The 21,505-nt window shown below is 37.2% G+C and carries 22 protein-coding genes; 13 read left to right on the top strand and 9 right to left on the bottom strand.

Annotation, left to right across the window (positions count from 1 at the left end; translation table 11 throughout):
• Positions 1-55: 55 nt before the first annotated feature.
• On the top strand, positions 56-958 hold the full coding sequence (gene menA / locus ACJJVW_RS02075; protein ID WP_405250598.1) for a 1,4-dihydroxy-2-naphthoate octaprenyltransferase: 903 nt from the start codon (positions 56-58) through the stop codon (positions 956-958).
• A gap of 185 nt (positions 959-1,143) precedes the next feature.
• Here menA and ACJJVW_RS02070 read toward each other — a convergent pair whose 3' ends face one another.
• The 4 genes from ACJJVW_RS02070 to ACJJVW_RS02055 form a co-directional block, all read right to left on the bottom strand.
• The gene (locus ACJJVW_RS02070) at positions 1,144-1,416 is read right to left on the bottom strand and encodes an HU family DNA-binding protein (RefSeq protein ID WP_013751630.1); all 273 of its coding nucleotides are present in this window, start codon (positions 1,414-1,416) and stop codon (positions 1,144-1,146) included.
• Between the two features lie 188 nt (positions 1,417-1,604).
• Complete coding sequence (gene fmt, locus ACJJVW_RS02065; protein ID WP_405250597.1) at positions 1,605-2,555, bottom strand: methionyl-tRNA formyltransferase; 951 nt, start codon at positions 2,553-2,555, stop codon at positions 1,605-1,607.
• The gene (locus tag ACJJVW_RS02060; protein WP_405250595.1) at positions 2,552-4,441 is read right to left on the bottom strand and encodes an ATP-dependent DNA helicase RecQ; all 1,890 of its coding nucleotides are present in this window, start codon (positions 4,439-4,441) and stop codon (positions 2,552-2,554) included. The genes fmt and ACJJVW_RS02060 overlap by 4 nt, the downstream gene beginning before the upstream one ends.
• On the bottom strand, positions 4,434-4,973 hold the full coding sequence (locus tag ACJJVW_RS02055) for an AAA family ATPase (RefSeq protein WP_405250594.1): 540 nt from the start codon (positions 4,971-4,973) through the stop codon (positions 4,434-4,436). Before ACJJVW_RS02055 ends, ACJJVW_RS02060 begins: the two co-directional genes overlap by 8 nt.
• A gap of 80 nt (positions 4,974-5,053) precedes the next feature.
• Here ACJJVW_RS02055 and ACJJVW_RS02050 point away from each other — a divergent pair, with 80 nt between their 5' ends.
• The 5 genes from ACJJVW_RS02050 (at position 5,054) to mtaB (ending at position 10,273) form a co-directional block, all read left to right on the top strand.
• Positions 5,054-5,344 carry a DUF493 family protein gene (locus ACJJVW_RS02050; protein ID WP_298330763.1) on the top strand — a complete coding sequence of 97 codons (291 nt, stop codon included), beginning with the start codon at positions 5,054-5,056 and terminating at the stop codon, positions 5,342-5,344.
• Between the two features lie 297 nt (positions 5,345-5,641).
• Complete coding sequence (locus ACJJVW_RS02045) at positions 5,642-6,304, top strand: DUF4290 domain-containing protein (RefSeq protein ID WP_298330766.1); 663 nt, start codon at positions 5,642-5,644, stop codon at positions 6,302-6,304.
• 19 nt (positions 6,305-6,323) lie between these two features.
• Positions 6,324-7,637, top strand: a complete 1,314-nt coding sequence (gene murA / locus ACJJVW_RS02040) for a UDP-N-acetylglucosamine 1-carboxyvinyltransferase (RefSeq protein ID WP_405250593.1) — start codon at positions 6,324-6,326, stop codon at positions 7,635-7,637.
• A gap of 141 nt (positions 7,638-7,778) precedes the next feature.
• Positions 7,779-8,843 carry a glycerophosphodiester phosphodiesterase gene (locus ACJJVW_RS02035; RefSeq protein WP_405250592.1) on the top strand — a complete coding sequence of 355 codons (1,065 nt, stop codon included), beginning with the start codon at positions 7,779-7,781 and terminating at the stop codon, positions 8,841-8,843.
• An 86-nt stretch (positions 8,844-8,929) separates the two neighbouring features.
• Entirely contained in the window at positions 8,930-10,273 is a 1,344-nt protein-coding gene (gene mtaB, locus ACJJVW_RS02030) for a tRNA (N(6)-L-threonylcarbamoyladenosine(37)-C(2))-methylthiotransferase MtaB (RefSeq protein ID WP_405250591.1), read from the top strand.
• 35 nt (positions 10,274-10,308) lie between these two features.
• Here mtaB and ACJJVW_RS02025 read toward each other — a convergent pair whose 3' ends face one another.
• Together ACJJVW_RS02025 and ACJJVW_RS02020 are read right to left on the bottom strand one after the other, a co-directional pair.
• Positions 10,309-10,899 (bottom strand): GNAT family N-acetyltransferase, encoded by a 591-nt coding sequence (locus ACJJVW_RS02025; RefSeq protein WP_298330777.1) that lies wholly within the window; start codon positions 10,897-10,899, stop codon positions 10,309-10,311.
• Between the two features lie 66 nt (positions 10,900-10,965).
• Entirely contained in the window at positions 10,966-11,499 is a 534-nt protein-coding gene (locus tag ACJJVW_RS02020; protein ID WP_144784606.1) for a hypothetical protein, read from the bottom strand.
• Between the two features lie 78 nt (positions 11,500-11,577).
• On the opposite strand from ACJJVW_RS02020, the gene ACJJVW_RS02015 reads away from it, so the two are divergent.
• From ACJJVW_RS02015 to ACJJVW_RS01995, 5 genes are all read left to right on the top strand, one after another.
• Positions 11,578-11,997 carry a PaaI family thioesterase gene (locus tag ACJJVW_RS02015; RefSeq protein WP_298330782.1) on the top strand — a complete coding sequence of 140 codons (420 nt, stop codon included), beginning with the start codon at positions 11,578-11,580 and terminating at the stop codon, positions 11,995-11,997.
• Positions 11,997-13,130 (top strand): chorismate-binding protein, encoded by a 1,134-nt coding sequence (locus ACJJVW_RS02010; protein ID WP_405250590.1) that lies wholly within the window; start codon positions 11,997-11,999, stop codon positions 13,128-13,130. The genes ACJJVW_RS02015 and ACJJVW_RS02010 overlap by 1 nt, the downstream gene beginning before the upstream one ends.
• Positions 13,131-13,231: 101 nt before the next feature.
• Positions 13,232-14,950: a 2-succinyl-5-enolpyruvyl-6-hydroxy-3-cyclohexene-1-carboxylic-acid synthase gene (gene menD / locus ACJJVW_RS02005; RefSeq protein WP_405250589.1), complete on the top strand. Its 1,719-nt coding sequence runs from the start codon at positions 13,232-13,234 to the stop codon at positions 14,948-14,950.
• Between the two features lie 79 nt (positions 14,951-15,029).
• Positions 15,030-15,371, top strand: a complete 342-nt coding sequence (locus ACJJVW_RS02000; RefSeq protein WP_035336332.1) for a DUF2853 family protein — start codon at positions 15,030-15,032, stop codon at positions 15,369-15,371.
• 195 nt (positions 15,372-15,566) lie between these two features.
• A complete protein-coding gene (locus tag ACJJVW_RS01995) occupies positions 15,567-16,400 on the top strand; it encodes a S1 RNA-binding domain-containing protein (RefSeq protein ID WP_298330791.1) in 834 nt (277 codons plus the stop codon).
• Between the two features lie 85 nt (positions 16,401-16,485).
• Here ACJJVW_RS01995 and ACJJVW_RS01990 read toward each other — a convergent pair whose 3' ends face one another.
• Both ACJJVW_RS01990 and ACJJVW_RS01985 read right to left on the bottom strand, forming a co-directional pair.
• On the bottom strand, positions 16,486-16,902 hold the full coding sequence (locus ACJJVW_RS01990; RefSeq protein ID WP_339850238.1) for a hypothetical protein: 417 nt from the start codon (positions 16,900-16,902) through the stop codon (positions 16,486-16,488).
• Positions 16,903-17,032: 130 nt separating this feature from the next.
• The gene (locus ACJJVW_RS01985) at positions 17,033-18,169 is read right to left on the bottom strand and encodes a C1 family peptidase (RefSeq protein ID WP_405250588.1); all 1,137 of its coding nucleotides are present in this window, start codon (positions 18,167-18,169) and stop codon (positions 17,033-17,035) included.
• Between the two features lie 44 nt (positions 18,170-18,213).
• Here ACJJVW_RS01985 and ACJJVW_RS01980 point away from each other — a divergent pair, with 44 nt between their 5' ends.
• Positions 18,214-19,053, top strand: a complete 840-nt coding sequence (locus ACJJVW_RS01980; protein WP_108876591.1) for a 1,4-dihydroxy-2-naphthoyl-CoA synthase — start codon at positions 18,214-18,216, stop codon at positions 19,051-19,053.
• 82 nt (positions 19,054-19,135) lie between these two features.
• Here ACJJVW_RS01980 and ACJJVW_RS01975 read toward each other — a convergent pair whose 3' ends face one another.
• A complete protein-coding gene (locus ACJJVW_RS01975) occupies positions 19,136-20,224 on the bottom strand; it encodes a M42 family metallopeptidase (protein ID WP_405250587.1) in 1,089 nt (362 codons plus the stop codon).
• A 107-nt stretch (positions 20,225-20,331) separates the two neighbouring features.
• On the opposite strand from ACJJVW_RS01975, the gene ACJJVW_RS01970 reads away from it, so the two are divergent.
• Positions 20,332-21,012 carry a DUF4294 domain-containing protein gene (locus ACJJVW_RS01970; protein ID WP_298330807.1) on the top strand — a complete coding sequence of 227 codons (681 nt, stop codon included), beginning with the start codon at positions 20,332-20,334 and terminating at the stop codon, positions 21,010-21,012.
• The last annotated feature ends 493 nt before the right edge of the window (positions 21,013-21,505 follow it).

Below are 21,505 nucleotides of genomic sequence, written 5' to 3'. Positions count from 1 at the left end.
TTGAGAAGGGTAGAAGCCCAAAGAAAATAGTACATTTACGCACTTAAAAATATTTATGCCCTCATTCAAAGTTTGGCTTAGTGCCGCCCGTCCTCGTACCTTACCACTTTCTATAGCTGGGATTCTTGTAGGAGGCGGATTAGCTCTACAAGAAGGCGCATTTAACTGGAGTATTTTTATACTAGCCATACTCGCTACTTTAGGATTTCAGATCTTATCTAACTATGCAAATGATTATGGTGACGGAGTTAAGGGAACAGATAATGCAGAGCGCGTAGGGCCAGCAAGAGCCATGCAAAGCGGACTTCTGACTGCACAAGATCTTAAGAAGGCAATTATAATTACATCAATTATCACCGTGATTACTGTACTGCTCTTAATTTATGTCTCTTTTGGCGTAGATCATTTCTTGCTTTCCATCTTATTCTTACTTTTAGGAATTGCCGCCATCGTATCTGCCATAAAGTACACAGTGGGAAAAAGTGCTTACGGTTATAGAGGACTAGGAGACGTTTTTGTTTTTATATTCTTTGGTCTCGTGGGTGTTCTGGGGTCTTTCTTTTTATTTACACAGTATATCAATTTTATACAGATACTTCCCGCGCTTACTGTAGGTACATTATCTACTATGGTGTTACACCTTAATAATATGAGAGACCGTGAAGCAGATGCTCGCGTAGGTAAAAATACACTTGCTGTTATTTTGGGAGCAGCCGGAGCAGAAAAGTATCACGCTGTATTATTCGTTTTAGGGCTTTTAGGGTGGGTTTCTTATCTCATACTTACAGCAACGCATATTATTGATTACATCTCTCTTGTGGCTTTTATACCACTAGTGAAGCATATGTTTACCGTAAGAAATACTTCAATACACGCTTTACTCGATCCAGAACTTAAAAAAGTAGCTTTATCTACATTTCTACTTGCTATACTCTTTTTTGTAAGTTGTTATATATAGAAAGTATATAGTTACGCTTTCGCGAAAATTTTCCAAAAAACTTTAGTACAATCATGAGATAATCAAAGATGTTATTCATCACTAAAGGATTCCCAATAAGATTACGGATTTTAATAGAAGCCGGTGTAAAACAAAAAAAACGGGTAGCGTGAGCTACCCGTTTTTTATATAACAGTTAAAACTGACTAGTTTACAGAAGTTGCAAGCTCAGATCCAGCTTTGAACTTTACTACGTTCTTTGCTGCAATTTTAATAGTTTTTCCAGTTTGTGGATTTCTTCCTTCACGTGCGTTACGCTTAGAAACAGACCAAGATCCAAAACCTACAAGAGAAACACGTCCTCCGTCTTTAAGAGTCTTTTCAACATCTCCTAAGAAAGATTCTAATGCTTTTTTTGCTGCAGCTTTAGTGATACCTGCATGCTCTGCCATTCCGTCAATTAATTCTGATTTGTTCATAATGTAAATTGTTAATTAATTAAATTGTTGGTTAAGCTAAATGCTTAATTCCCTAACAAATTTATCCGAATTAATTGCCTACGCAAGCTATAGCAAGGGAAATCAGAGGTTTTGTTAATAAGTCGAGCCAATTGTTGATAAAGGTAGTCTCTTTTTATAATTCCCTTAACACCAATAGGAGCAAGGGTTTAGCGCATTTTTGCATTTTTATCAAATTTGTATCCGTTTAAAAGGTCTTTAACGGCCATTTTTTTCTTCCCAGAAAGCTGTATTTCGGTGATGCATATGTAACCTTCTGGCGTTGCGATAGCTAGATAATCTTCTACCTGAGTTACTGCTCCAGATGGAATAAACATCTCTTTTTCTGCTTTCGCGAAAGCGCTATAAACTTTTACACGCTGCTCTTTTCCTCCATTTTCTAGCATCGTGTAAGCTGCTGGATAAGGACTCAATCCTCTTATGTGATTGTATATATCTTGAAGGGGAGCATCCCAATCTATTCTAGTATTCTCACTGTGTAACTTATATGCTGTTTTAAGTTCTTTAGTAGCGTCTTGTACAAAAGTTGTTACTTCATCACTCGCTATTGCTTTTACCGTTTTTACAACAAGATCCTTACCTGCAATCATAAGACGGTCATGTAACACGCCAGCATTTTCCTTATCATCTATAGCAAGCTTTTCTTGTAAGATAATCTCACCGGTATCAATTTTTTCATCTATAAAGAAAGTAGTCACTCCTGTTTCTGTCTCTCCATTAATAATAGCCCAGTTAATAGGTGCAGCGCCACGATATTGTGGTAAGAGCGATGCGTGTAGGTTAAAGGTTCCATAAGCTGGCATTTTCCATACAGCTTCTGGAAGCATTCTAAAGGCAACTACAATCTGTAGGTTTGCATTGAGTTCTTTTAATTCTTCTAAAAATTCCTCGCTTTTAAGATTTGTAGGTTGTAGGATGTTGAGGTTTCTTGCCTTTGCAAATGCCTTTACATCACTTTCTCTTACTTTCTGTCCTCTTCCTGCAGGACGATCTGGTGCGGTGATTACTCCCACTACATTATATTCTTCTTCTAGTAAACCGTTTAATATAGTTACTGCAAACTCTGGTGTACCCATAAAAACTATGCGTAAATCTCTCATAATAAGGTGTAGGTGTTATTTGCCAAGATGGCTATCTTTTTCTGATCCAAAAGTAGTCGAATCGTATTAATTATAGTTTGTTGTGGGTAGTCTAGTTGTGATATTTCGCGAGAAGTTTTTGGGCCTTCTCTTAAAATATCGATAATAGCACTGTGTATAGCAGTTCTTGAAACTTGTTGTGTTGCATTTGTACACACATCGCATTCTCCACATGGTGTAGTTAATGTTTCGTCAAAATACTGCATAAGTTGGATTGCTCTACAAACGGTATCTGTGGCCAAGTATGTTTTTATAGCATCTACTTGGTTTTTCTTGTATGTTGCTTGTGCTTTAATATACGGTGCGATAACGTTTATTGTTCTATCATCATCTCTAGGGACAAGGAAGGTAATTGCGGTATCATAATTTTGATGTTCATAATCTATAATATCATCTTTCTCAAGCGTGAGCAGGACCTGATGTACTTGCTCTATAGTTTTACTTGCCTTTGTGGCAACTATGCTATAGTTGATATTTGTGACTTGTTCAAAAACGGCTCCATATGTTCTAAGAACAGCCTTAACCACATCATCCAGCTGATTATTACGAATCAAATAGTAAGAAAGCGCAAAATCATTTACCTTAAAATTGATAGTTGCACGTTTTGTAAACTCTTGAGACAAGCTTATCACGCTATTGCGATCCAGCACTTGAAGCGCGTTAAATGTGAGAATGGTGTGCAGCTTATAGGTTGCACAAAACTCGCTAAAGTTAAATCGATGCAGTGTCTCTTGGCCTTCGCCGTAAGAGATTTGAAAGTAGTTGTTGAGGTGCTTGTATATCTTTTTTACATCTGCTACCTGAGGAATCACTTTTATAAACTGATTTTCTAGTCGTACCTCGTCATTTTCATTATAAAGAAGTACGGCTTGTGATTCTTGTCCTGCTCTTCCAGCTCTTCCTGCCTCTTGAAAGTAATTTTCTATACTATCAGGGATTTCTAAATGCACTACTGTTGCTACGTCTGCTTTATCAATTCCCATCCCAAAGGCACTTGTGCCTACCATGACTTGTACTTTGTTATTTCGCCACGCGAGATATTGTTTGTGACGTTCAGCACGAGACATACCTCCGTGGTAAGAAGTAGCAGAGATGCCTCTACCTTTTAAAAAGTGTGCAGTATTAAGTGTAGCCTTTCTATTACGCACATATACAATAGCACTAGCCCTTGTGTTTGCAAGGATAGTTTCTAGCTGGTAGAACTTGTCTGTAGCTTGCACTACATTATATGTGAGGTTAGGGCGATGATAAGAAGTTTTAAATAACTGCGGATCTTCTAACTCTAATTGCTCTGTGATATCTTTAAGTACCTTAGGAGTAGCCGTTGCTGTAAGCGCTATAAATGGCACGGTAGGCTTGAGAGCACGTAGTTGTGAGATTTCTCTATATGCAGGTCTAAAGTCATGTCCCCATTGAGAAATACAATGAGCCTCATCTACCGCAATAAGAGAGATATTCATAAGTTTAATACGTTCTCGTACAAGCTCTTGTTGTAATCGCTCTGGTGAGAGGTATAAAAGCTTATAGTTGCCATAAATACAATTATCGAGTAGCGTGTCTAGCTCGCTAAAGGAAATTCCGCTCGTGATAGAGAGCGCTTTGATACCTTTTTCCTGCAAAGTCATGACTTGGTCCTTCATGAGAGCGATAAGTGGTGATACCACTATCGTAATTCCGTCCAGTAATAACGCAGGTAATTGATAGCATAGAGACTTTCCGCCACCTGTGGGTAATAGTGCAATACTATCACTCCCAGCAAGCACATTCTTTATAATTTCTGCTTGTTGTGGTCTAAAGGTGGAGTGACCCCAGTATTGTTGTAATATGTCTTGCGCTTGATTACTCAAGAGCCAGCGTTTTTAATATAAAAGCCGCTCTATCCTCTACTGGAGACATAGGTACTACAATAGGGGTGTACCCATAGTTTTGGTACGTTTTTACAAGGTGTTTTTCAATTTTTTGAGCTTGTTCAAAAGTCTCGTATCGCTCTTGATCTACTTTGTGTATTTTCTCCCAGGTAGGTAATATGAATACGATATCATAAGTATACGTCTTGCAAGCTTGTACAAAAGCCTCAGGATATTCTTGTCCTATAAAGTCCATGTATGCCACGGTGTCAGGAATCCCTCGGTCTATAAAAACAGTGTCTGTGATGTATGTATCTACATCTTTGTGCTGTTCTATACGAGCATCTCTTAGAAGCTCAGAAAACAATAATGGTTTCTCTAGAAATAACTGATCTATACCTTCCTTTTGGGCTTGGCTTATCACGTGTCTTGAGATTTCCTCAAGGCACGGATACCCTAGTTGTTCTAGGTGCTTAAGTAATGTTGTTTTCCCGGTAGATGGACCTCCAATGAGAAGTATACGTTTTGGCATAAAAATGGTAGTCTTTTTAGCAAAATTAAGCAAACTACAAAGAACGTGAATTTTGTACCTTTGTATTATAATAGATACCCATGAGTTCAGATAAAAATCCAGAAGAATTTTATAAAAAATTAAAGACACAACTAGAAGAAACTTCTAGCTGGCCTGCACCTTATTTGTACAAGTTTATTGTGCCTGCAAATGCAGAGAAAGAAGCGCAAATAGAAGGTCTCTTTGACCACCTAGGAGCCGTAATAAAGAAAAATGTCTCTCGCACAGGCAAGTACACAAGCGTTTCTATTAACGTGCGTCTAGATAATCCTGATGTTGTGATAGAAAAGTACAAGGAAGTAGGTAAGATAGAAGGCGTTATTTCATTGTAAGAGATGCACGCTTTCGCGAAAATGTTATTAATCACCACTATTTTGTATCATTACTAACTCCGCGTGAGGGATCGCAGTGGTTACCCTACAGGCTCATGAAGCGAAAGCGCAAGGAGCCGAAGCGTATAAACGTAGAGCGCGACCCTTGTGGTCACGCCCAAAGCATCCCAAGAACACAATAAGAGGCTTTTTTTATTGTTATGTTATCAATTTACTAAAGACTAGATGCGTTTAGACAAATTTTAGTATTTTGCACATGTCTTTACTTAAAGGACGACTTCACTTAATTTTTTACAATTGATAGATCAATTAGAGTACAACACGGAGAGAGTTCATCTCATCATTCCCGAGTATGGGCGCCATATACAGAAAATGGTAAATGATGCGACGGCAATGGAAGACGCCGAAGAGCGTAACAAAACAGCTAAAGCTATTATCGCAGTAATGGGGAATTTACAGCCTCACTTGCGTGATGTACCAGATTTTCAACATAAGTTGTGGGATCAGTTATTTATAATGTCTGATTTTAAACTAGATGTTGAGTCTCCATATGGAAAACCATCTAGAGAGGAGCTTGCAGAGCGTCCAGAGCCTTTAGAATATCCGCAAAACCATCCTAAGTACCGTTTTTACGGTAATAACATCAAACGTATGATTGATGTAGCGGTAAGCTGGGATAAAGGTGATATGCGTGAGGGACTTGCAATGACTATCGCAAACCATATGAAAAAGTGCTTCTTAAACTGGAATAAGGATACTGTAGATGATGAGGTCATCTTTAATCACTTATTTGAGTTGAGTAATGGGGAAATCAACCTAAAAAATAGTGGAGAAGAATTAGGAGATTCTGATAGACTTATAAGAGCTAACAAGAAAGCTAAAGCCGCAGATAATCCAATCAAGAAAAGAAGTTACTCAAAAAATACAAACAACAATAACAATCGCAAAAAGCGTTATTAAAATATATTTCTAATTAACTATGGCAACATTTCAGATCGAGGGAGGTCACCAACTTAAAGGTGATATCCAACCACAAGGCGCAAAAAACGAAGCATTACAAATATTATGTGCAGTACTACTCACTCCTGAAAAAGTTACCATAAGTAATGTGCCAGACATTATAGATGTAAACAAGCTCATCATGATCTTGGAAAATTTAGGTGTAAAGGTGGAGAAAATCGCAAAAGGTGAGTTCACGTTTCAAGCAGATGAACTTGACCTTGAGTACCTAGAAAGTGAGAAATTTAAAAAAGAAGGGAGTGGCCTAAGAGGATCTATAATGATTGTAGGACCATTACTAGCTCGTTTTGGTAAAGGATATATTCCTAGACCAGGAGGTGATAAAATAGGTCGTCGTCGTCTTGATACGCACTTTGAAGGTTTTATAAAACTAGGAGCGACATTCCGTTACAATCGTGAAGAACGTTTTTATGGCGTAGAAGCACCTAACGGACTTACAGGAGCATACATGCTACTAGATGAAGCATCTGTTACAGGTACGGCAAATATCGTGATGGCTGCCGTATTAGCTAAGGGAACTACGACTATATATAACGCAGCCTGTGAGCCATATTTACAACAGCTTTGTAAAATGATGGTGCGCATGGGAGCAAATATCCAAGGGATAGGTTCAAACATGCTTATCATAGAAGGAGTAGAAAAGCTAGGTGGTTGCGAGCATAGAGTATTACCAGACATGATCGAAATAGGATCATGGATAGGTCTTGCTGCAATGACTAAGAGTGAGATTACTATTAAAAATGTAAGCTGGGATGATCTAGGTGTTATACCTAATACCTTTAGAAAACTAGGGATTACTCTAGAACGTAAAGGGGATGATATTTATATTCCTGCACATACAGACGGTTACCAAGTAGAATCATACATTGACGGTTCATTTATGACTATCTCAGATGCACCATGGCCAGGTTTTACTCCAGATCTTTTAAGTATTATTCTTGTAGTGGCAACCCAAGCAAAGGGCGAACTAATGGTTCACCAGAAAATGTTTGAAAGCCGTTTATTCTTTACAGATAAGCTTATAGATATGGGTGCAAAAGTGATACTTTGTGATCCGCATCGTGCAACTGTGATTGGACATAACTTCCAGTCTACGCTTAAGGCTACCACAATGACATCACCAGATATACGTGCTGGTATCTCATTGCTTATTGCAGCGTTAAGTGCAAAGGGAACTTCTACTATTCATAATATCGAGCAAATAGACCGCGGATATGAAAATATAGATGAGCGTCTTAGAGCAATAGGAGCAAAAATCACTAGAATAGATTAATCTAATCTCTAGTTATAAAATTAAAAAAGGCGCAAATGATATTTGCGCCTTTTTTGTGGAATAGATTCTACCTTTGTGTACATGATTAGTTTAAAAAGAATAACGCTTTTATTTTCAGTACTCATCTTATCTTGTAATCACATGGAGCAACCTCAAATTCATAATACGCCTATTGTAATTGCACATAGGGGAGCACAATTTTTATATCCTGAGCATACGATGGAAGGGTATAAAAAAGCAATCGAACTAGGCGCAGATTTTATTGAGCCGGATCTTGTGATGACAAAGGATGGCGTTCTTGTAGCTAGGCATGAGCCTTATATTTCTGAAACGACTAATGTTTCTCTACTCCCAAAATATGCAGATCGTAAAACCACCAAAATGCTTGATGGTGTACCGGTGACAGATTGGTTTGTATCTGACTTCACGCTTAGCGAACTCAAAACACTACGAGCAAGGCAGTCTTGGGAGGAGAGAACTCACGAGTATGATGATTTTTTTGAGATTCCTACGTTTGAGGAAATTATCGCTTTCGCGAAAGCGCACAAAACCACATCAGGAAATCCTGTGGGTATTTATCCAGAATTAAAGCATCCTAGTTTTCATAAAAGTCTAGGGCTCGCCATGGAAGATGTCTTTCTTAATCAGATTACAAAGGCTGGTTATGTAGATAAAACTTCTCCCATTTTTGTGCAATGTTTTGAGGTGAGTACGTTGCAGTACATTTCAGCACGTTCAGATTTGCGACTTATACAACTTATAGGTGCGGCTGGAATCTCTAGCAATGGAGATTTACGCTTTACCAAAGAAGATGGGAGCTATGATCCAGAAGGGCAACCTTATGATTTCATGCTGAGTAAAGATGCTCGTACATACAGTTACTTCGCAACCGAGGAAGGAATAAAGTTTGTTTCTACCTATGCAAATGGAATAGGTCCTTGGAAACCTTTTGTGATTTCTTATAGCAAGGCGAGCAAAGGAGAGGTTGAGGTGCTAGCCCCTACAGATTTTGTAACGTTGGCACATAAGCATAAGCTAGAAGTGCATCCGTACACCTTTAGAAAAGAAGATACTTTGTGGGGTAATAATAAGAGTGGAGCAACCGAGTATCAACTGTTTTTTGAGGCGGGAGTAGATGGAGTTTTTAGCGACTATACTAAAGCTGCCGTAGCTGCCAGAAACAAATTCTTAGTAACCGATAATTAGTTGTTATAAGTAGTAATATTTTCTTTACTTCTTTTGTTACCTTTGCAGTCCTCAAAATTTGAGCAATTTTTACAAATCATCAGCACATGTCCTCTAAAAAGAAAGTCGCATTTTATACACTAGGTTGTAAACTGAATTTTTCAGAGACTAGTACCATTGCTCGTAGTTTTGGGCAAGAGGGATTTGATAAAGTTGAGTTTTCTGAGCCTGCAGATGTCTACGTGATTAATACATGTAGTGTGACAGAAAATGCAGATAAGCGTTTTAAGTCTATTGTAAAACAAGCTCAAAAAGCAAATCCAGAAGGAGTTACTGTCGCAGTAGGTTGTTATGCACAACTTAAGCCAGAAGAGCTTGCTGCTGTAGATGGTGTAGATCTCGTTCTTGGAGCGACAGAGAAGTTTAATGTCACTAGTTATATTAATGATTTACTAGATAATCCAGATAGATCTAAGGAAGGTGGAGAAGTACACGCTTGTGAGATTCAAGAAGCAGATTTCTACGTAAGTTCTTATTCTATAGGAGATCGAACTCGTGCTTTTTTAAAAGTGCAAGATGGCTGTGATTATAAATGTACCTATTGTACGATACCACTTGCTAGAGGTATTTCTAGAAGTGATACATTACAAAATGTACTTGATAACGCTTCAAAAATAGCTGCGCAAGACATAAAAGAGATTGTACTTACTGGAGTTAATATAGGAGATTACGGTAAAGGAGAGTTTGGAAACAAGAAGCACGAACATACTTTTTTAGAACTTGTACAAGAGCTTGATAAAGTAGCGGGAATAGAACGTTTAAGAATATCATCTATAGAGCCTAATCTTCTTAAAAATGAAACAATTGATGTGGTGTCTAAGTCACGCACATTTGTACCTCATTTTCATATTCCATTGCAGAGTGGAAGTAACAAGATTCTTGGGTTAATGCGTCGCCGTTATCAACGCGAGTTATATGTAGACCGTGTTGCCAAAATAAAGGAAGTAATGCCACACGCTTGTATAGGTGTAGATGTGATTGTAGGTTTTCCAGGAGAAACAGATGAGGATTTTCTAGAAACTTATAACTTCCTTACCGGATTAGACATCTCTTACCTTCATGTCTTTACATATTCAGAACGTGATAATACTCCTGCCGCTACGATGGAAGGGGAAGTGCCTAAAAAGGTAAGAAGTAAACGTAGTAAAATGCTACGAGGACTTTCAGCCAAAATGCGTAGAGCATTCTATGAGTCTCAATTAAACAGCACGCGTACAGTGCTTTTTGAAAGTGAGAATAAGGAAGGTTACATTCACGGGTTTACAGAAAATTACGTAAAAGTAAAATCTCCTTGGAATCCAGAACTTGTAAATACATTGCACGAGGTGGAGCTTACCTCCATAGACGATGATGGGATGGTAAGATTTGAATTTGCAAACGTTGAGGTGTAGGTGATCGCTTTCGCGAAAGCGTACTGTTAAATAATCTACTCTTCTTTACTATCCAGTATATCAATAAATCGCGTGTTCTTGATTTCTTCCCATTCTTCTTTGAGAATTGAATAACAACAAGAATTACGACGTCTACCGTTTTTTGTAATAATATCCTTGCGCATGATACCTTCTAAGGTAGCGCCTAGTTTTTCTACTGCTTTTCTTGAGCGAATATTGCGCTCGTCAATACGAAATTCTACACGTTCATAACGAAGTTTTTCAAAAGCATAACGTAGCATGAGAAACTTGACATGTAAGTTAAGACCGCTTCCGCGAAAATCTTCTCCAAGCCACGTCCATCCTATATGGACAATTTTATTGACGTCATCTATATTTCCATAACGTGTGGAGCCAGCAAATTTGCAAAGTTTTTTGTCAAAAATAATAAAAGGTAATGCTGTACCCAGCTCACGTCTTTGGATTGCATCTTTAATATAGGCCGTAAGTTTAGGCCCAGTGGATATATCAGAACCGCCATAAGCGTTAAGGTCTACTTCTTGCGATAGTGGAAGAAGATCACTGTAATGATAATTCTCTAAGGCAAGTAATTTTGCTCTTTCGTTTTCTAATGTCTTTACTTTCATATCAAAAAAAATGTGTCGTATTTAAAAATACGACACATTTTGTAAGAAGCGATATGTTATGAGTTATTATACTCCTAAAATCTCTGCATCTACTTTAAATTTAGTGTAGATCTCTATTTCATGATCAGACTCGATGGTTTGATCTGTTGTTGTTTCTGTGCGCAATCTGTAAGAATCTTTCTTGATATACTCTTCAAGCTCTACATTTTCTATATCTAGCGTTAGTGAGCGAGCTCCATTTTCTGGAATGCCCACTTTTGAAGCGATGAGTTGCTCTTGAAGACCATCTGCAGTGATGTAAATAAAAATCTCATTTAAGAAATCAAAATCACCAGAAGCAGGTGTTTGAAGATCAAGTCTCAAGGTGGTTAACTTAACGCTTTCTACAAGATTAGAATTTGTGTTGTTGTTCTCAAATTCTGACTCTGAGTTTGTTGTGGTCTCGGGAGTGACAATATCAAACGGCGTACCTAGAAGTGTAGTGGCTTGTATGGTAAAATTTGTAGTGTAGTCTATGTCAAACTTAGTGAGCTCGTCAATTTTATCACAAGAGATAAATGTTAGTATAAGTAATGTGATAGCTAGTGTCTTTTTAATCATAATAGAGGGTTTTGTGTTCAATATTAACGAAATTTGATATGCGAAAGTATCTATAATTTGTTCGCTTTAAAGATTTATATGAAAAATAATAAAGAAGAAGTCCTAGCACGTCTAGCAGAGAGTTGTAAAAACACTTTAATGGAAACCTTAGATATCACTTATATAGATTTTGGAGAGGATTTTCTTGTAGCACAAATGCCTGTTACACCAAAGGTGCATCAACCTGATGGAGTTTTACATGGAGGTGCAATGGTTGCACTTGCTGAGAGTGTAGGGAGCGCTGCTAGTTTTATGTTTCTCAACCAGGAGCATACTATTAGAGGTATAGAGATTTCGGCAAATCATGTAAAGAGTAAGCGTGAGGGGATGGTCTATGCAAAGGCTACATTTATACATAAAGGTAGAACCACCCAGCTTTGGAATATCGATGTAGTAGATGAAAACGATGCCCTTATTTCAAAATGTAAATTGACTACAATCGCTTTGCCGAGGAAGTAATGAATAGCACAGACTTTTTTGAACATATCGAAGAGCATTTTGAAAGTACATTACCATTTGTAGTGTACAGAAAACCTAATGAAGAAAAGATTCATGCGCTTTTACAAGATGATGAAACTCTTCATGAAGTACATGACTTCTCAGAAAGTGGCTTTGTGTTTGCTCCTTTTGATGCATCAACATCAGAGACTGTCTTAATTCCTGCCGAAGAGTCTTTTGTAATGGAGCTCGATTCCTTTGAAAATGAGATGCTATTAGAAGCAGAAACAATCTTAGTTAACCATACAAATGAGGATCGTGAGGCTCATATTAAACTAGTAAATAGAGGAATTGAAGCCATAGCAGATACGGCTATGAAGAAAGTTGTGCTTTCGCGAAAGCAAAACATACCACATAATTATGAGTCTCCTGTTGAGATTTTCAAGCGATTACTTGGGACTTATAAGACCGCGTTTGTGTATTGCTGGTATCACCCTAATGTAGGTTTATGGCTAGGAGCTACGCCAGAAACATTATTATCTATAAACAATAGACGTTTGCATACAATGTCGCTAGCTGGAACACAGAAAACAAGCGCTAGTTCTGATGTGGTCTGGGGAGAAAAAGAGCAAGAGGAACAACAATTTGTGACAGATTCTATTGTCGAAAATCTATCGACGCTTGTAAATGATCTTCAAGTTTCTGATGTTGCGACCCAGCAAGCCGGAACTTTGCTGCACCTCAAGACCGATATTTCTGCAATCATCAATGAAAATGAAACAAGCATAGCTGCTGTAATAAATGCTCTACATCCGACACCAGCCGTTTGCGGACTACCAAAAAATGAAGCAAAAGAATTTATCCTTAATCATGAAGGTTATGCTCGTTCTTATTACACAGGTTTCTTAGGAGAGCTTAATTACAAAACAGAAAAAAAGAGAGCAAGTACACGTAGGAATGTTGAGAATCTTGCCTATAGCGCCATAAAAAAGCATACGCACTTATTTGTAAACCTACGATGTATGGAAGTAGATGCTAGTGGAGCACAGTTATATGTAGGTGGCGGAGTAACAGCATCAAGTGATGCAGTAGCTGAGTGGGAGGAAACGGTAAATAAATTGCAAACTGTAGCAAAAGTACTGCGTACTACGTAATATGAAGTGTGCTGTTTGAGAAACTAAGTATCTCAAATTTTCTATAATTCCTGATTATAGATGCTCAATTCTAAATGGTAGAAATCGTATTTTTGTTACTAATGATTCACTCTAAAATTCCTGTAGCACAATCTATCGTTCACCTTTGCTTAAGTAAAGGAATTGATACGGTTATCATATCTCCAGGGTCCCGTAACGCACCGCTCACTATTGAGTTTACAAAAAATCCAAACATAAAAGCATACAGCATTGTAGATGAGCGCTGTGCTGCTTTTGTAGCTTTAGGAATTGCACAACAATCTAGAAAGCCTGTGGCTATTGTATGTACTTCAGGAAGTGCTTTACTCAATTACTATCCAGCAATCTCCGAAGCTTTTTATAGTGATATCCCGCTCATTGCCATAAGTGCAGATAGACCTATTGAACGTATAGATATAGGAGATGGACAAACGATAAGACAAAAGAACGTTTTTGAAAATCACATTTTATATTCTGCAAACTTATACTCCGAATTAGTGCCTGTAAATGAGGTCACGGATACTAAGGTTGCTCAGAAAATAAAGGAAAGCCAGCGACATAATGATCAAGAGATTAATAAAGCGCTTAATATAGCGATTGAGCAATCTGGTCCAGTACACATCAATGTCCCTTTTTACGAGCCGCTGTATGAAATGACAGATGTGGCGATAGCAAAACCTATAGAAGTAGCACCTCATAAAATTATTGGTCAGCTATCTTTAGATGAGTTACAGCCATATATGGATAGCTGGAATAATGCAACACGAAAGCTTGTGATTATTGGAGTACAAGGGCCTAATGTAATGGAACAATCATTACTTGATATGTTAGGTAATGATCCTAGTGTTATTGTTTTTACAGAGACTACTTCAAATGTTTCTCATCCTAATTTTTTTACTCGCATAGATAACATAATCGGTAGTCTAGATGATGACGGTTTTAAAGCGTTGCAGCCAGATATTCTATTAACCTTCGGAGGAATGGTAGTTTCAAAAAAGGTAAAAGCTTTTCTTAGAAATTACCAGCCACAACAGCACTGGCATGTAGATGCAAAGAAAGCTTATGACACTTATTTCTGTCTTAATAAACATTTTGAAACCTCTGCCTCCCACTTTTTAGAAAGCTGGCGAGAGCACACTTCATACGCTAAGAGTGCTTACCAACAGGAATGGCTTACTATACGAGAAAAACGTGATGTGCTGCATACAGAGTATATAAACCAAATGGAATGGTGCGACTTTAAAGCATTTGACCATATTCTTAGTGAGATTCCAGATCACTCAATGCTACAACTAGGTAATAGTAGTACTGTGAGATATGCCCAGCTATTTGATATTAATAAAACGCTTGAGGTTTATTGTAATAGAGGAACTAGTGGTATAGATGGAAGCACGAGTACAGCAATAGGTGCTGCTATGGTAAGTACAAAGCCTACTACATTCATCACAGGAGAGCTAAGTTTCTTTTACGATAGCAATGCACTGTGGAATAAAAATATCCCAAGAGATTTTAAAATCATCGTTATAAACAATAGTGGAGGAGGCATTTTCCGTATTCTACCTAATAAGGATAAGAACACAGATAACTTTGATGAGTTTTTTGAAACTACGCACGACCTTTCGGCAGAGAAGTTATGTGAGATGTATAATTTCAAATACTTAAATGCAGATAGTGAGGAGAGTTGCGCTTTCGCGAAAGCGGAGTTGTATGCATCAAATGATAAACCTACCTTGCTTGAAATCTTCACACCGCGCAAAATCAACGATAAAGTGTTACTTGATTACTTTAACTTTATCAAGTGATCTTTTTTAAGGATAGTTTAACTTTTTGTTTATCTTTAAGATGTAATAATGAATTAACTAAACTAGTAACAATACAATTATGAGCAAAAGAGAAGAACTCATCGCTAAGTATGCAGATGATTTAAAAAACAAATGTGGAGTAACTCCAGACATGGATTTCCTTACTAAAGTAACAATAGGTTGTGGACCGTCTATCTATAATAAAGACTCATCTACAGTTTCTGGAGGTTCTGCTACAGAAATCGCTACTGTGAAGAATAACTTCTTAATAAAAAAACTAGGTCTTGCAGATAGCGCAGACTTAGATAAGGCTATCGATAGTGTTCTTGAAACATACGGAAAGTCTAATCGTAATAAATACCGTGCGGTAGTATACTATATGCTAGCAAAGCACTTTAAGAAAGAGTCTGTTTACAAATAGACTACTCTTACAATATCTAAAAACGCCTTGACTTACCGTCAAGGCGTTTTTTTGTTTTGAGGCAACTATTAAATTGCTCAATCTGTATGTGACATTGTGCTTAAAGTTTTATCGTTTTCTACCCTATAGATTAAGTCTATAGTAGATGGTTGTTTGTAATTTAAGTAATCGTATTTTTGCACTTTAATTAAGATTATGTTAGATATAGGAAAGTACCATATAATGAGAATAGATAGAGAGACAGAGCCTGGGCTTTTTCTTTCTAATGAAGCAGGAGATGACGTCTTGTTACCCAATAAATATGTTCCAGAAGAGTATAAAATATGGGATGAACTTAACGTGTATGTTTATCTTGATCATGAAGAAAGACCGGTAGCGACAACTCTTAAGCCGTTTATAGAGCTCAATAATTTTGGTTATTTACGTTGTACGGCGGTAAATGAAGTAGGAGCATTTTTAGACTGGGGACTTGAAAAAGAACTTTTTGTTCCTTTTGCTCAGCAAGCTAGACCTATGAAAGTAGGTAGCTGGTACATTGTTTACATGTATCTAGACGCAAAAACAAACCGTCTTGCAGCTACAAGTAAAACCATGAAGTATTTATCTAACGATAACGTTGAGGTAAAGAAGTTTGATAAAGTAGAGGTGATTATTTCACACATTACAGAGCGCGGTGCAAACGCAATTGTAGATGGTAAGCATAAAGGACTTATATACAAGGAGGATATTTTTGAAGATATAAGAACTGGTGATAAGCTTGAAGCATGGGTAAAAAAAATACGCCCAGATGGGAAAATTGATTTGATTCTTCAAGAAGAAGGATATAAAAGTATAGAGCCTAATGCTCAGTATATCTTTGACGAACTTCAGGCAAATGACGGATTCATGCCTTTGCATGATAAATCTGATCCAGTAGATATACAGAACCAATTAGGTTTAAGTAAAAAGAGTTTTAAAAAGGCAATAGGAACTTTATACAGAGATCGTAAAATCCTAATAAAGGAGGATGGAATACATCTTATAGATTAAGTTTCCTTAAATAATTAATAAAAACAGCAGGCAGCTCATAGAGCTGCCTGCTGTTTTTTATATATGGATGTTTTTAAATAGTCGGTTAGCAAGTAGTGATAAGCTCATCACTAGTTACCCATGCAAGTGCATTAGGAAGATTGTCAAATATTTCTGGCTTAAAGGGGTAGAAGTTACTCTCAAAAATGGAAGACTTTTTACTAGTCTCATTATAACTTACAATGGCGACTTTAGCATTAGGTATATTAAAAGGCTCAGTATTCATAAGCGCTGTGGGAACAACCGCATATGCATTAAGTCTATTAGATATATATCCAAATGTGTCTAAATGTTCAAAGTGATCTTTAATAAGTGATGCTAGATATTGATAATTTAGAGCATCAAGTAATACACCTTCTTTAAACTCTGTTACGAGATAATTTTTAAACATAGTAACAGATCCGATATCTAGATGATATATAGTTTCAATATCTTCCAGAGACTTTAATTCACTTATACTCATTGACTTTGGTGGTTGTAATTAATATCTTAAAGATAATTTGAATAATAACCTTCGTGATTGTAAGTAGCTAATATTCTATAAATTAACTGCAAAACCCCATTAGTCGGTAAAAATGGTTGCTTTGCCGATTTTAAAAACCAATTCTTCTTGAAGTTTGTTTTAAAAGCCCTTCCTTATGAAGAAGTACAGAAATAGCTTTTAATCTCATATATGCAACGCTCATATACACATAACCATCATAAGTAGTCTTTGCGGGATCTGTTCCCCATGAGTTTTTTACTTTATAGTAAACAGTTCCATTTTGATCTGTTGCTTTCCCTGTGATATGCATTAAGTGGTCATCTGTCGTATTGTAGTTTTCAAACTCCTCTTGTCTATATTGCTGTGAGATCATTTTTTCTGGCTCTGGACCTAATACGGCAACTCTCTTATTCTCATCACGAGAAGGAATGACAGCCACACCATGCTTTGAAGAAAATGTGAGTTCGCTCACATCACAGTCAAGTGTAATTGTAAAGCCATTGTCTAGTGCATGGTCTATATTGCTTATAAATTCATCTAGCGGGAGATTGTACATTGATCCATTTGAAAAGTTATCAGGAATATTAAGTACAAAAGAGTTGTAAAATGGTTGGTGTGTAAAAGACGTGAGCGTTACATAATTTTCCGGGTTTACTTTCATTTCCCTCGCAAACTCTTTAGGAGTGTATGTTTTTCCATTGTAATCAAATGTTGATAGATTTTCTCCTAGATATACATCAAGAACTTTACTAACGGCATCTTTCCATTTTTTGCTTAAGCTACGTCCAGGATTATCTATGTAGGTGTCCAGCATAGCATGTAGTACTGCTACCATTTCGGCATGATTGTGTGATTCTTCTGTATCAGCAAGTCCAGTATAAGCAGCGTCAGGAACTAATCCATAATTTGTCACGCTATGTAACACATCATGAGCAAGGCCACCCTCAGAAAACTGTGCGCTACCTTGTCTCATAATATAGTTATCTGCTTTTTCCGGATATATATTCCTTACCGTATACATTTCAGATAAATCCACGTTGTTTCCTGTAAGTCTTAATATTTCACTTTCTAAAAAAGAAGATGTACTAAAGCTCCAGCAGGTTCCGGTGACACCTTGACTTATAACAGCTGTAGCTTGTAAATCAATAATATCTGTAAATATATAAGGTGCAGTGGTGACTTCTTGTGCGTAGTACGCTTTCGCGAAAGCAAAAACAACCATCACACTTAGTACTACTTTTTTCATCGGTCTAGGAATAAAGAATTATTTTTACGCTAAAATAGCATTTTATGGATAAGCCAAACTGGCAAACAGCCAAAGAATACAAAGACATTACTTATAAAAAGAGTAATGGTGTAGCGAGAATAGCATTTAATAGGCCAGATGTGCGCAACGCATTTAGACCTAATACTACAAAGGAATTATATGATGCCTTTTATGATGCAAATGAAGATACATCTATAGGTGTAGTACTTCTATCTGCCGAAGGGCCATCATCTAAGGATGGTGTATATAGTTTTTGCTCAGGTGGTGATCAAAAAGCACGTGGTAAAGAAGGATATGTAGGAGAAGATGGATATCATAGACTTAATATATTAGAAGTACAACGTCTTATACGTTTTATGCCTAAAGCCGTAATCGCAGTTGTTCCTGGATGGGCAGTAGGAGGAGGGCACAGTTTACATGTAGTTTGTGACTTAACACTAGCAAGTAAGGAACACGCAATTTTTAAGCAGACAGATGCAGATGTAACTTCTTTTGACGGTGGTTATGGAAGTGCTTACCTAGCAAAAATGGTAGGGCAAAAGAAAGCAAGAGAGATTTTCTTCTTAGGTAGAAACTATTCTGCGCAGGAAGCTTATGAGATGGGAATGGTAAATGCCGTAATACCACATGCAGAACTAGAAGATACTGCATACGAGTGGGCGCAAGAGATTCTTGCAAAATCACCTATCTCTATAAAGATGCTCAAGTTTGCTATGAACCTTACAGATGATGGCATGGTGGGACAGCAAGTATTTGCTGGAGAAGCTACACGCCTTGCGTATATGACAGACGAAGCTGTAGAGGGTAGAAATGCCTTTCTAGAAAAAAGAGCACCTAATTTTGAGAAGAAGTGGATTCCATAGAGGAAGCTTTAATGTTTTAAAAGTAAAAACCCGTTCAATGATATTGAACGGGTTTTTTATTTCAATTTTTGGCGAAAGCGGATTATTCAAAATAAGAGAACGTCTCACCATCTTCTATAGTAAGTAGCGTTTCATATATAAGTTTAATCACATTTTCTACATCTTCACGGTGTACCATCTCTACAGTAGTGTGCATATATCTTAATGGTAGTGATATAAGGGCAGAGGCTACGCCGCTCCCGCTATAAGCAAATGCATCTGTATCTGTACCCGTAGCACGAGAAAGTGCAGCTCTCTGGAAAGGAAGTTTATTCTTTTCGGCAGTTTCTGTAATACGATCACGTAACTTTTGTTGTACCGCAGGAGCATATGCGATTACAGGCCCTTTACCTAGTTCTACATGTCCTTGCTTTTTCATCTCTATCATAGGTGTTGTGGTGTCATGAGTTACATCTGTAACGATTGCCACATTAGGCTTAATACGCTCTGCAATCATTTGTGCACCACGTAAACCTATTTCCTCTTGAACCGAGTTTGTAATATAAAGACCAAAAGGTAGGGTCTTCTTATTTTCATGAAGTAGTCTAGCAACTTCTGCAATCATAAAGCCACCTGCACGATTATCTATCGCACGGCATACAAACTTATCTCCGTTTAAAACATGGAACGTATCTGGGTAGGTGATTACACAACCTACGAATATGCCCATTTTTTCAACTTCTTCTTTATCTGCTGCTCCTACATCTATAAAAATGTTATCAGGTTTTGGAGCTTCTTCTTTAGACTTATCGCGAGTGTGAATTGCTGGCCAGCCAAAAACTCCCTTTACAATGCCATCCTTAGTATGCACATTTACAATCTTAGAAGGAGCAATCTGGTGATCACTACCGCCATTACGTATTACATATATAAGACCATTATCTGCTATGTAATTTACATACCAAGATATTTCGTCTGCGTGACCTTCTATTACTACTTTATATTTTGCGTCTGGATTAATTACTGCAACTGCAGTTCCATAGGTATCTGTGATAAATTCATCTACATAAGGAGTGAGATAATCCATCCACAACTTTTGACCGTCCCACTCATAACCAGTAGGAGCGGCGTTGTTGAGGTAACGTTCGAGAAAGTCTAGAGACTTTTTATTTAAAATGCTTTTTGAAGCCATAGAATAATATTTTCTTTAAAAGTAAGAATATTAACCAAGAGTTTATAACGTTATAGAGGTCTAATACCTAATTTTGGAACGATTTTAGCTTAAAGCGAAAGAAAAAGATGCGCATACATAATCTCCTATATATAATAGTATTCATAGCAGGGTTTGCTTGGGGCCAAGAAACTCCTGTAGATTCTACAGAAGTAGCAATTGAATATTACATCATTCAGGGAGACACCATCCCAAGGAGCGCTATAGATCTTAATGAGGTGATCGTTTTTAAAAGATTGAAATTTGATAACAAAGAAGACCGCAGACGCTACTTAATATTACGCCGAAAAACCAGAAAGGTTTTTCCTTACGCAAAACTTGCTGCAGATAGGCTTGTGGAATTAAATAGTAGATTAGATTCTATAGAGGGCAAACGCGCTAGAAAGAAGTACACAAAAATCATTCATAAATATCTAGAAGGGGAATTTTCGGCAGAGCTTAAGAAACTAACACGCACCGAAGGGCAAATACTTATTAAGCTCATACACCGTCAAACAGGCGAGACAGCCTTCGAATTGATAAAGAGGTTGCGTAGCGGTTGGAGAGCATTCTGGTACAATACTACCGCCAGTGCTTTTGACATATCACTTAAAAGAGAGTTTGATCCAGTAAACGAGGAAGAAGATTTTCTTATAGAAGATATACTGCAACGCTCGTTTCAATCAGGAATTCTAGAAACACAGCCTAGCGCTTTAGACTTTGAGTTTTTAGAATTATCAGATAAGTGGAAGGAGAAAGGAGTAGAGTAACACCATACCTATTATATGGTATAATTACCATGTATCGCTTTCGCGAAAATATCTAGGGTAGTTTTTGCCGCTATTTGATGGTTGCTGAGGTAGGAATTGCTAGTTTCTCTGAGTTTTTAGGGTATAAAACAGGGTTCTTTTATAGTTGTTGAGGTGTCAATCAAATTATTTTAAAAGCTACTTCTTGTGTTTACAGCGAGTTGCATATTTTCTTAAAATTTTCTTAAGAATATTCTTGTCAGATTAGAACTTCGGTGTATCTTTGCCACCCGCTTAACAGCAAGCGGTTGTTCTTTTAAATGTATTCAAAAGTTTGTTTTTATTTCTTTAAATTATTTTCAAAAGATAGTTTGTGATTAGGAAAAAGGTTGTAGTTTTGCAGCCGCTAACAAATGGAGGTTATTTGGGAGTTATGTTCATTACGATTGTTGCTTGGTTTTTAAGGGTTGAAAATTAAATTTTCAATTATTTTTAAGATTAAGTTGTGAGTTTA

It is taken from the genome of Dokdonia sp. Asnod3-C12 (assembly GCF_045063975.1).
Lineage (GTDB): Bacteria > Bacteroidota > Bacteroidia > Flavobacteriales > Flavobacteriaceae > Dokdonia.
The sequence above is the reverse complement of the archived record's forward strand: the minus strand, read 5'-3'. Positions and strand labels throughout refer to the sequence as shown.